General features: G+C 69.2%; 14 protein-coding genes. 10 read left to right on the plus strand and 4 right to left on the minus strand.

Going from position 1 to position 10,711, the window contains the following annotated elements; genetic code table 11:
* Window positions 1-177 precede the first annotated feature (177 nt).
* The 10 genes from OG788_RS26250 (at window position 178) to OG788_RS26295 (ending at window position 7,962) form a co-directional block, all read left to right on the plus strand.
* Window positions 178-918, plus strand: coding sequence for a hypothetical protein (locus OG788_RS26250; protein ID WP_406373848.1), 741 nt, complete (start codon window positions 178-180; stop codon window positions 916-918).
* 513 nt (window positions 919-1,431) lie between these two features.
* The gene (locus OG788_RS26255) at window positions 1,432-2,157 is read left to right on the plus strand and encodes a hypothetical protein (RefSeq protein WP_406373849.1); all 726 of its coding nucleotides are present in this window, start codon (window positions 1,432-1,434) and stop codon (window positions 2,155-2,157) included.
* Window positions 2,158-2,177: 20 nt separating this feature from the next.
* Window positions 2,178-3,038, plus strand: coding sequence for a hypothetical protein (locus OG788_RS26260; protein ID WP_406373851.1), 861 nt, complete (start codon window positions 2,178-2,180; stop codon window positions 3,036-3,038).
* Window positions 3,035-4,345 (plus strand): CpaF family protein, encoded by a 1,311-nt coding sequence (locus OG788_RS26265; RefSeq protein ID WP_406373853.1) that lies wholly within the window; start codon window positions 3,035-3,037, stop codon window positions 4,343-4,345. The genes OG788_RS26260 and OG788_RS26265 overlap by 4 nt, the downstream gene beginning before the upstream one ends.
* A 74-nt stretch (window positions 4,346-4,419) precedes the next feature.
* Window positions 4,420-5,349 (plus strand): type II secretion system F family protein, encoded by a 930-nt coding sequence (locus OG788_RS26270; RefSeq protein WP_351550121.1) that lies wholly within the window; start codon window positions 4,420-4,422, stop codon window positions 5,347-5,349.
* A complete protein-coding gene (locus OG788_RS26275; RefSeq protein ID WP_406373855.1) occupies window positions 5,346-6,269 on the plus strand; it encodes a type II secretion system F family protein in 924 nt (307 codons plus the stop codon). Before OG788_RS26270 ends, OG788_RS26275 begins: the two co-directional genes overlap by 4 nt.
* Window positions 6,270-6,332: 63 nt before the next feature.
* A complete protein-coding gene (locus OG788_RS26280; RefSeq protein ID WP_266761505.1) occupies window positions 6,333-6,584 on the plus strand; it encodes a hypothetical protein in 252 nt (83 codons plus the stop codon).
* 93 nt (window positions 6,585-6,677) lie between these two features.
* On the plus strand, window positions 6,678-7,055 hold the full coding sequence (locus OG788_RS26285; RefSeq protein ID WP_266761507.1) for a TadE family protein: 378 nt from the start codon (window positions 6,678-6,680) through the stop codon (window positions 7,053-7,055).
* Entirely contained in the window at window positions 7,055-7,498 is a 444-nt protein-coding gene (locus OG788_RS26290) for a TadE/TadG family type IV pilus assembly protein (RefSeq protein ID WP_406373857.1), read from the plus strand. Before OG788_RS26285 ends, OG788_RS26290 begins: the two co-directional genes overlap by 1 nt.
* On the plus strand, window positions 7,495-7,962 hold the full coding sequence (locus tag OG788_RS26295) for a pilus assembly protein TadG-related protein (RefSeq protein WP_406373859.1): 468 nt from the start codon (window positions 7,495-7,497) through the stop codon (window positions 7,960-7,962). Before OG788_RS26290 ends, OG788_RS26295 begins: the two co-directional genes overlap by 4 nt.
* A gap of 51 nt (window positions 7,963-8,013) precedes the next feature.
* On the opposite strand, the gene OG788_RS26300 is transcribed toward OG788_RS26295, so the two are convergent.
* From OG788_RS26300 to OG788_RS26315, 4 genes are all read right to left on the minus strand, one after another.
* A complete protein-coding gene (locus OG788_RS26300) occupies window positions 8,014-8,901 on the minus strand; it encodes a DUF4279 domain-containing protein (RefSeq protein ID WP_406373861.1) in 888 nt (295 codons plus the stop codon).
* 9 nt (window positions 8,902-8,910) lie between these two features.
* A complete protein-coding gene (locus tag OG788_RS26305) occupies window positions 8,911-9,327 on the minus strand; it encodes a DUF4279 domain-containing protein (protein WP_406373863.1) in 417 nt (138 codons plus the stop codon).
* Entirely contained in the window at window positions 9,327-10,025 is a 699-nt protein-coding gene (locus tag OG788_RS26310) for a hypothetical protein (RefSeq protein WP_406373865.1), read from the minus strand. The genes OG788_RS26305 and OG788_RS26310 overlap by 1 nt, the downstream gene beginning before the upstream one ends.
* A gap of 71 nt (window positions 10,026-10,096) precedes the next feature.
* Window positions 10,097-10,426 carry a hypothetical protein gene (locus OG788_RS26315; RefSeq protein WP_406373867.1) on the minus strand — a complete coding sequence of 110 codons (330 nt, stop codon included), beginning with the start codon at window positions 10,424-10,426 and terminating at the stop codon, window positions 10,097-10,099.
* Window positions 10,427-10,711: the final 285 nt, after the last annotated feature.

Here is a 10,711-nt window from a genome sequence, read left to right on the forward strand (position 1 = left end):
TAGACCCCTGCGGCGCCGACGTCCGTGGCCTCCCTTACTCGCATCGCGCCCACCCGGCAACTTCGATATGGAGCCGATGACGCGGGCGGACAATGGTCGCGACGGTCAGCGCGCACCGAGGTATCGGCAGGATACCGGACCGAATTATTCATGCAGAGGCGCTCAAGAGAAGGATCGATGGATCCGGCTGCAATTGTGTCAGGTTTTCCGGGTGTCCAGGAGTTCCCGGAAGTGTCGAACGCTTGGCATTGGTCACCCGTGCCGGGGCTCGACTTCGCCGCGGTGCTCAGCGAGGATCGCCGACACCTGTTTCAGGTGAACGCCCGGGACTCCTACGACGAGGGTCTGGTCCGGTCGCTTCTGTTGACGGCGCGGGAGAGGGAATCCCTCATTCTGTCGGGAGACCCCTTTCTGAACGCGGTTCCCGGGTTTCGGAGTCCTGGCAGCGCGTTCGATGTCCTTGCTGCCGCGCGCCCGGGAGTGCACCGGTATCACGAAGTGCAGCGACCGGAGCTCCAGGAAGTCACCTGGGCGGTATTCCCCGGGTATGAGTGCGAATTCGCGAAGCCCGACAGGTACTCGCTGGAGGATGCGCGGGAGAGCTTCATCCGGTTTCTCAAGCCCGCCGATCTTCGGCGCTCGCCGACGCCGTTCCTGCGGGTGCGGTACGACAACACGGTGACGAAAGGCGGGACCGATGGGCCGGACGGTGTCCTGGTCGTGCCGGGAACTCTGTACCGTGAACTCGAACTGCTCGACGGCGCCCCCGGAAGCTTTGTCGAGTTCGAGAATTTCCGCGGACAGGTGTTCCGGGTGGATTGGGACGGAAGCTGGATTCTCTCCGGGGGAGGGGTGGAAACCCGTCGTCTCGGGCTCGATGGACTGCTCGAGTTCGCGGCAGAGGCCCTGAATGGCTGATGCCCGCCTGCTCGTCACCGACGAAACCGGTGGAACCTGGGACGACCCCGCGCCTTGCCCTGGGTGCGGTGGGACGTCGAGAGGGAGGCCCCGTGGGACGAGTCCCGGGGCTGACGCCCGGTCCCCCGTGTGGCTGAAAGATCACATTCCCCCGCCCCAGCCGTGAGCACCTCGTGCAGGCATGGTGCACGGTCCGTGACGGGTGACCCGGGGCGGGCCGACAGGGGATTCGCTGCCGCACAGTTCGGCGGGCCGGGAGATCGCCGGGCCCAACAGGGAACCGCGTGCCTTCCGTTGCGCGTCGATAACGTCGAGTCAGGTGCGCTTCACGGGCCTTGACGCGCCTTGAGGGGCTTATGTGCGGCTGATACGGTGCCATGGCTTGACACTCGCTCCAGCGCTGGCTATTCGGCCAGGTCGCGCGGTACGTCCCGTAAAGGGGCGCGGGGGTGAAGTGTCCTATTTGGCACGTGAATTGACAGACATTTTCTTGGGTGTACGGGGAGCGGTTGCGTGAAGATCCAAGAGCGTACGGGGCCGGGCAACAACCGTTCCGCCACGTCGGCTCACCCGGCGATGGGTGAGCGTCTTCCCACGCCGCCTCGCGAGCGCAAACCCGCGCTGGCCGCTCTCGCGGTGCTCCTCATCCTCGTCGGCGCGCTGGGCGCCACCATGCTGGTGCTGCGCGCCGGGGACCGCATCGAGGTCGTGAAGGTGACGAGTGACATCCAGGCCGGTGAGTCCGTGGGCGATCACGTGACCTCCGTGCTGGTCGCGGACGATCCCTCCATCAACTACGTCAAGTGGAACCTGCGCGGAGAGCTCAAGGAGTTCAAGGCCAAGTCCCCCATCTACGAGGGGACCGTCGTCATCGGCGACATGTTCGCCAAGCGGGCCACCATTCCGGCCGGCAAGGCCTCCGTGGGCGTCTCCCTCAAGGAGGGCCAGTACCCCGCGGGCATCAAGTCCGGTGACACGGTCGCTGTCTACCGCGTCGGATCCAGCGGATCCAGCGGCAGCCGCGGTTCCTCGAGTTCCTCCAGCTCGAGTTCGTCGAGCGCGGACGACGCCCTCATCGTCGATCGGGCGAAGGTCAGTTACGTCCAGGGCCAGAAGGACAGCACGATCAGCAGCACCAATCTGCCCGTCACCCTCATCGTGGACAGCGGTCAGGCGGCGTCCGTCGCCGACGCCGCCTCGGCCGGTCAGGTCGCCCTCGTCATCGTCCCCGGCAACTAGAGGCGAGTGAGTAGACAGACATGGCGCTCATCGCCCTCGCCGCAGACAAGGGTTCCCCCGGAGTCACGACCGCCGCCGTGGCACTCTCGGCGGTCTGGCCCCGCAGGGTCCTGCTCGCCGAGACCGACCCGGCGGGCGGGGACCTCGTGTACCGCAGCGCGGCGGCCCACGGCGGCCCGCTGAACCCCAACACCGGCATGCTGTCGATAGCGGCGACCGCCCGGCGCGGGCTCGTTCCCGACCAACTCTGGGACCACGTGCAGCCGCTGAGTGGCGGACTCGAAGTCCTCGTCGGGCTCGGGATGGCCGAGCAGGCCGCCGGTCTCGCCGGACTCTGGCCCACCCTGGGCCGGGCTTTCGCGCAGCTCGCCGACTCCCCGAACGCCCCCGCCGACGTCATCGCCGACTGCGGTCGCATCAGCGGAGACACCCCGGCCGTCGAACTCTTCCCGCACGCCGCCCTGGTGCTGCTGCTCTCCCGTACCGAACCCGAGGCCATCGCGCGCGTCCGCGACCGTGCCGCCGCGCTCTCCGCCAAGCTGCACGGCGGTCCGCGTGGCGCCGCCGGACTCGCCACTCCGTTCATCGGTGTCATCCTCATCGCCGACCCGAGCGACTCCGCCAAGCTCGTCCACCAGGTCAACGACATGCTCGTGGCGGCCCAGACCGGTGCCCGGGTCGTGGGCACGCTCGCCGACGACCCCGCGGGCGCCGATCAGTTGGCCGGACGCCGCCGCGGCCGTCTCGACAAGTCGCTGCTGATCCGCTCGGCCCGCAAGGTGGCCGCGGATCTGTACCAGCAGTACGGCGCCGCCTGGTCCGTACCCGCCGACGGACCCCGTGGTGCGCAGGGGCAGCCCGCTGCCGGAGCCGGCCGATGACCGCCGTCGACCACCAGTTGGTCAAGCGGTTCCGGCAGGACGCCGGTGACCGTATCGCCGAGCAGCGCCGCGAGGACCAGGTCCGCGGCGTCACCCCGATGTCCAGCGAGGACGAGCGGCACTACGCCCGCGCCGTCATCGCCCAGATACTCGAGGACCACGCCCGCACCGAGATCAACCTCGGCCGGACCCCGCTCGACGCGGAGACCGAGGAGCAGTACGCGGCCGCCGTGCACGCCGCGCTCTTCGGCGTCGGCCGTCTCCAGCCGCTGCTCGACGACCCGGAAGTCGAGAACATCGACATCAACGGGTACGACCAGGTCTTCATCGGCTACGCGGACGGGCGGGAGACGAGGGGAGACTCCGTCGCCGAGAACGACGAGGAACTCATCGAGCTGATCCAGGTTCTCGGCGCGTACTCGGGTCTGTCGTCCCGGCCCTTCGACTCCGCCAACCCGCAGCTCGACCTGCGGCTGCCGGACGGCTCCCGGCTCTCCGCCGTCATGGACGTGACCCGCCGGCCGGCCCTGTCGATCCGCCGGGCGCGCATGGGCAAGGTCTTCATGTCCGACCTGGTGGGCAACGGCACCCTGACCCCCGAGGTCGCGCACTTCCTGGCCTGCGCCGTACGGGCCCGCAAGAACATCATGATCGCGGGAGCCACCAACGCGGGCAAGACGACGCTGCTGCGCGCCCTCGCCAACGAGATTCCGACGCACGAGCGGCTCGTCACGGTCGAGCGCGCCCTGGAACTCGGCCTCGACACCTTCGCCGACCTGCACCCGAACGTGGTGGCCTTCGAGGAGCGCCTGCCCAACTCGGAGGGCCAAGGTGCCATCACCATGGCCGAGTTGGTCCGCCGGTCGCTGCGTATGAACCCCTCCCGTGTCATCGTCGGTGAGGTCCTGGGCGACGAGATCGTGACGATGCTCAACGCGATGTCGCAGGGCAACGACGGCTCGCTCTCCACGATCCACGCGAACAGCTCCAGCGAGGTCTTCAACCGCATTTCCACGTACGCGCTCCAGGCGACCGAGCGACTGCCCATCGAGGCCAGTCAGATGCTCATCGCGGGCGCGGTGAACTTCGTCGTCTTCATCCAGCGCCGCAACGAATACGAGTCCGGTGGCCGCCTCCAGCGCATGGTGACCTCCGTGCGCGAGGTCAACGGCGTCGACGGGCGGGTGCTGTCCAGCGAGGTGTTCGCCGAGGCCCCGGACGGCCGGATCGTCCCGCACGCGCCCCTTGCCTGCCTCGACGAACTCGTCGCGCAGGGCTACCGGCTGCCCGGCAGCGGGAATTGGTGATGACGATGACCCAGGACATGACGGCCGCGACGCCGGACACGACCTCGCTCGCGGCGTTCGACTCGTTCGGTTCCATGGGCGGGCTCTTCTCCACGACCGTGCTGTACGCGCTCGCGTGCGGTGTCGCCGTCGGCGGCGGCCTCGCTCTGTTCGCGGTCGCGGTGCGCGGACTGCCCGCCAGACCCGAGCACGAGAAGCAGAAGGCGAGCGAACGCGCCGGCGAACTGATCCGCTTCGCCGGACAGCGCGGCTCGATCGCCGCGATCGCGGGTCTCGTGGTGCTCCTCCTCACCCGTTGGGCCGTCGCCGGTATCGCGGCTGGCATCCTCGTCTTCTTCTGGGACAAGCTCTTCGGCGGCGCCTCGGAGGAGCGGGCCGCGATGCGCCGTGTGGAGGCGCTGGCGTCCTGGACCGAGTCGCTGCGCGACACCATCGCGGGCGCGGTCGGCCTGGAGCAGGCCATCCCCGCCTCGGCGCGCGCATCGGCTCCCGTGCTGCGGCCGCATCTCGACGCGCTGGTGGACCGGCTGCGTTCCCGTACCCCGCTGCCCGAGGCCTTGCAGCACCTGGCCGACGAGATCGACGACGCCTCCGCGGACATCATCGTGGCCGCGCTGATCCTCAACGCCCGCCTCCGCGGCCCGGGTCTGCGCCAAGTGCTGGGCGCCCTGGCCAAGTCGGCGCGCGAGGAGGTCGACATGCGGCAGCGCGTGATGGCCCAGCGCGCCTCGACCCGGCGCTCCGTGCAGATCGTCGTCGCGGTCTCCATCGCCTTCGTCCTCGGCCTGTCGGTCTTCAACCGTGAGTTCGTCGAGCCGTACGGCACGGCGGTCGGTCAGCTCGTACTCGCCTGTGTCTGCGGGCTGTTCGCCCTCGGCTTCTGGTGGCTGCGCAAGCTGTCCACGATCGAGACGCCGGAGCGGTTCCTGGTCCGGGACGAGTCGTCCGTGCAGTTCGTGCGCCCCCGTACGCCGGCTCCTGGTGATGAGGCGGTACGCCGATGAACCTGACCATGCCGATCCTGATCGGCGCCGTCCTGGGCCTGGGCGTCTACGCCCTCGTCCGCGCGCTCCTGCCGTCGAGGCGCAGCGCGGTCGCGCAGGTCGCGCGCATCGACGCGATGCGGGCGCGCGGGGCCGCGTACGAGTCCGCCCACCACGGGCAGCAGGACAGCGGGCGGCTCGGCAGCCTGCGCGCCCAAGTGGGCACGCGGGTAGCCGACTTCTATCTCCAGCAGGGCTGGGAACAGCGCTCGCTCCGCGCCGATCTGGCGGTCCTGGACCGGAGCTGGGAGAGGTTCCTCGCGACGAAGGTGCTGCTGGCCGCGGCCGGGGTCTTCTTCGGCCCGTTCCTCTTCGCCGTCGTCTGGACGCTCGGCGTCGGCCGCAGCCCGATCATCCCGGTCTGGCTGGCGCTGCTCTTCGCGATCGTCTTCTTCTTCCTCCCCGATCTGGAGGTCCGCCGGGACGCGGTGGACAAGCGGCGCGACCTGCGACGCGTGATCGGCGCGTATCTGGACCTGGTGTCGATGAGCCTGGCCGGCGGCCGCGGTCTGCCGGAAGCGCTGATGGCCGCCGCCGAGATCTCCGACGGCTGGGCCACGCAGCGCATCCGCAACGCGCTCGCCGACGCCCGTATCACCGGCATCAGCCAGTGGCAGGCGCTCGGTTCGCTCGGCGAGGAGCTGGGCGTCGAGGAGCTCAAGGATCTGTCCGCCTCCCTGGCGCTGGTCGCGGACGACGGTGCCAAGGTGCGCGAGTCGCTCGCCTCGCGCGCCGAGACGATGCGGCATCGCGAACTCTCCGAGATCGAGGGCAGCGCGGGCGAGAAGTCGCAGTCGATGCTGGTCGCCCAGCTGCTGCTGTGCGCGGGCTTCCTGGTCTTCCTGATCTTCCCGGCGGCGATGCGCGTGTTCCAGGTCTGACCATCCGCGGTGCCCGAGGCGGCACACGTCGCCCACCACTATCCTTCGAGAGGACAACTCACCATGAACGGACGGAACTTCAGCACCGGGATCCCGGGGGTGGACTTCCTGATCACCTTCCTCCAGGGGCGGGTGCAGCGTGCCCGCTCCGGCGAACTCGACCGGGGTGCGTCCGCGGTCGAGTGGGTCATCATCTCCGCCGTCGTCGTCGCCATCGTCGGCGTGGTCGCCGCGATCATCAACGCCGCGCTGAGCGACGGCGCCAACAAGGTCGGTGACTGCATCAGGGGCACCGACGCGGGCAAGACCTGCTGATTTCATACGGGGATACGGGTGCGAGCACGTCGAGGTGTACGTCGCTGGGTGCGCCGCAGGGTGGAGGCAGCCTCCGCCCGCGGTGACTCCGGCATGACCGCGATCGAGTTCGTGCTGCTCACGCCGGTGCTCTTCTTCATGATCTTCGCGACGGTGCAGTTCGCGCTGTACTTCTTCGCGGACCATGTGGCTCAGGCGGCGGCCCAGGCGGGCGCCCGCAAGGCCCGCGCCACGGCCGACGCGCAGCCCGGCGCCTGGCGCGGCGAGGCGCGTGACGTCGTGGACAGCTACATCCGCCAGCTCGGCCCGCAGCTGGTGCTGTCCCCGGACGTGACGCTGCTCCAGCCGGAGCAGAACACCGTGGGCGTCGAGATCACGGCCAGGGTCCCTTCTGTCTTCCCGGGCCTGGACCTGACGGTGCACGCGCAGTCGTCGGGACCGGTGGAGCGGTTCGTGGAGGAGGAGAACTGATGCGAGCAGAGGTCCTGTTCACCGTCCTCCGCCGGCTGATGTCCGGCCGCCTGCGCGACCGGGGGCTGTCCACGATCGAGGTGGTCATCCTCGCCCCGGTGATGATCCTCTTCATTCTGGTGCTGGTGGCCTTCGGGCAACTGGTCGACGGGCGCGGGGCGTTGGACGGAGCCGCTCGGGACGCGGCGCGCGCGGGCTCGATCCAGAAGGACCACGCGACGGCCATCGCCGAGGCGAGGAAGGCGGCCGAAGCCGACCTCGCGGATGTCTGCTCGGGCCCGGTGACCGTGACGCAGACCAGCGCGGGCTTCGAACCGGACACGCTCTTCACCGTCGAGGTGAGCTGCGAGGTACGGGGCCTCGCGATGATCGGCCTCGACGTCCCCACCACCCTGGAGGCCAGCTTCAGCTCGCCGCTCGACCCGTTCCGGAGGACGGCATGAAGCTGAGCTCCGCGGTACGGGGCCGGATCGCGGCACGCCGCGCGCGTCTCGACGACCGCGGCTCGGGTGCCGGCGCGGTCATCATCTTCGCGCTCGTGTTCCTGTCCCTCTCGGCCTTCGTCATCGACGGCGGTATGTCCATCTCCAAGCGGGAGCGCGCCGCCGACATCGCCGAACAGGCGGCCCGTTTCGCGGCGCAGGACATCGACCTCGACTCGCTCTACGAGAACGAGAACGGCCCCGCGCCCATCAACTTCGAGAACTGCGGCGCCCGCGTGAAGGCGTTCGCCCGCGAGATGGGCATGTCCGGCGCCGACATCGCCGCCACCCACTGCGTGACCGCCGACGCCGAACAGGTCGAGGTCGAGGTTCAGTTGACCTACTCCCCGGTCTTCACCGGCATGTTCTACGGCGGCGACGTGACCGTCCACGGCAGTGCGGTGGCGGAGAACGAGGTGGGCTGAGGCCGGAGCCCGAGGGTGATCGTCCTCGGATGGCCCTCGGCCGGACCCTGCTCAATCGATGTCGATTCCGAGGTCCCGCGTCAGAATTTCCAGCAGCCGTTTCTCCGGCACTTCCGGAACCCGGTGGTGGGCGTTCCTGACGTGCGTGACGAATTCCGGGGGCAGGGAGACGTGATATTTGCCGAGGTAATAGGGGAGGTCCTGGCGCCACAGCCAGGTTCCGTCCGTGGAGAGCGAACCGATGCCGGACAGGTCGGGAGCCTCCGGGTCCAGGACATCGGGCCCCGCGCTCATCTCGCTCCAGATTTCCGCACCCGTTCCGAGATACGCGATGATCTTCGCCTCGTCCGGGTCTCCCGTCGGATGCACGGAGTCCCGCATGAGTCCGTCGAGGGGCAGTCCCCACCCCGGGGCGAGTTCGGAAAAGAACCCCACGGGGCGAACCGTCCGAGCCCCTCGGCTCCGTCCCTGCCCTCGGGGCTGCTCGCGGTGCGATCCGTCCGGGGCCGGCAGCCAGTCCAGGAGGTCCTCCGACCGAGTGGGGGGATCGGCGTCCGCCGTGAGGGACACCGGCAGCTCCAGCTGGGCCGCACGCGCCAGCGCGTGAGGGGAGAGGAAGGTTCGGGACCCTCTCCGCACGTGGCCGTTCAGGTTCAGCTGAACGGTGTGTCCCCGGCGACGGACGTCCTGGATCGCCTTCAGGGCCGGGGAGACGAGGCCGACGAGTTCGTCGATCACTCCGTCGAAGCCCTGGTGAGGTTCACCGGTCACCTGGACCGCCCAGCATCCCTCGCCGGGGCGAAATGACGAACGGGCCGTCGGTTCTCTGGAGAAGGTGGGTGGGATGCCCAACTCGGCCGTGATCTCCCGCGGTTCCACGTTCCGCCCGGTGATGAGGAGGGCGGCTCGGGGCGCTCCCCACGAAGCGGACAGGTCCATGGCGGCTCCTCACCGATCGCTGACGCTGGTCGTGACCGTGACGGGGACGCGGAGGGCGGCCGCCCTCTGGACAACCTCGGGAGGCAGCACGAACGTGGCACCGCGGCCGACGAATCCGAAGAGGTCGACATGGATGTCGTGTCCCTGGGCGGCCAGTCGGGTCAGCGCGGACGCATGGGGTTCCACCAGGTCCAAGAGGGTGCGGAGCTGATCGCTGATTCCCCCCGGCATTCTGCCGTGGACCTGGAGTATCCAGAGGCCGTCCTGAGACGATGCCGGACCCTCGTGACCGTTTCCCGGTCGCCGAACCGACGTCGGAGGCAGGGAGAGTGCCCGGGAAACGAGATCCGGGTCCAGGTCCGGCTTCCGGACGACGAGCTGCACGGCGGTTTCGACCCAAGGGCCTTCACTGTGCGTGTACTCCATCAGGCGCCCTCGTCGTCGAAGGTGACGGGGGTGTACGTCCTCGCGTGGGCGGCCAGAAAGGCGCGCGCTTCGTCCGGCAGCGGCAGGCGCGCCACGGCGATGTAGTCGAGAAGGCGTTTCGGCGCGTAGTAGTCGACGAAACGGTATTCCACCCGGGCCGGGTCGGCGGCGTCGGCGTACCGATGCCTCACTCCGAGGGCTCCCAGCAGGTCGGCCAGGCCGTAGGCGCCGACCTGGTCCCCGAGATCGACGGGGAGGCGATAGCGGGTCACGTCGGACGGCGAGACCGGAGGCGCTCCCTCACTGATGGCCCGGAGTTGTGGGAGTCCGAGGCCGAGCCACGGGCCGCACTTCTTCACCACCATCCAGCGGTCGGACACCCGGCTCTGGAAGATGTCGCATGCGTCGCCCGAGAAGACGGGGGACATTCCGAGGCCCATCCGGGTGAGCGGTGGGAGGGTTCCGTCCAGGCTGTCGACCTCTTCGTGTCCCGCCTGCACGAACCGAAGGAACTCGCCGTGGAACGCCTCGCGCTTGTCGGATTCCTCCAGGCAGGAGAAGTGGAGGTTGCCGTCGAGGAAGGAGGGCGAGGCGGCCCACGGGTCCGGAACGAGCCGGTATCCGATGACCTCTCCGCACCAGCCGTCGACCGGAGGGGCCGGCTTCCCGCAGATCTGGCAGCAGTTGATGTCGTGCACGGGTCTCCTGCCGGTGGTCGGCTCCTCGGGGCGAGGCGAGCGGCGGGCGAGACGCCCCTGCCGCCGTCGGGCTACTTCGCCCCGCCCTCCTTCTCGGTCTTCACTCCGTCGGCGACGTCCTTGGCGAGCTTGTCGTCGAGCTTCTTGAACTCGCGGACCACGGCTTCGGACATCTCGGCGAGGGCGTCGAGAGCCTGGCCGATGTCCTCGCGGCCGTCCTCCCAGCCGGACTCGAAGTCGTCCAGGGCGTCGTAGACGGTGTGGTCTCCGAAGTCGTCCTTGAAGGACTCGAAGAGCTTCTTGGTGTGGTTCAGCCGGGTCTTGATGTCCCGCAGCCGCCCGCCGTAGTCCTCCAGGTCGCTCAGCGGGAGCGCGAGGTCGCTCTTGCCGCCACTGCCCATGTCGGTTCCCCCTTCTGGAGCTCTGAAGTCTCGGTCGTACGAAGCGGAAGGTGCTGGTCACCGTGTCGAGGACGTCGTGGAACGCCTCGGCCGGGTCCAGCACCGGGCCCGCTCCGGAGACGAGAACGACCTGGTCGGTGGTTCCCGGGACCGGGATGCGCGTCCGGGTCGGCGCCATACGAAGGGTACGGGGGTCGACCTGAGCGACGGGTGTGTCCCGCGCAGGTCGCTCCGGGGCGCCCTCGGGGATTGTGCGGAGAGCGTGAGAGCCGTGTCGGGGTGGTC

The organism is Streptomyces sp. NBC_00647, assembly GCF_045207245.1.
Classification (GTDB): Bacteria; Actinomycetota; Actinomycetes; order Streptomycetales; family Streptomycetaceae; genus Streptomyces.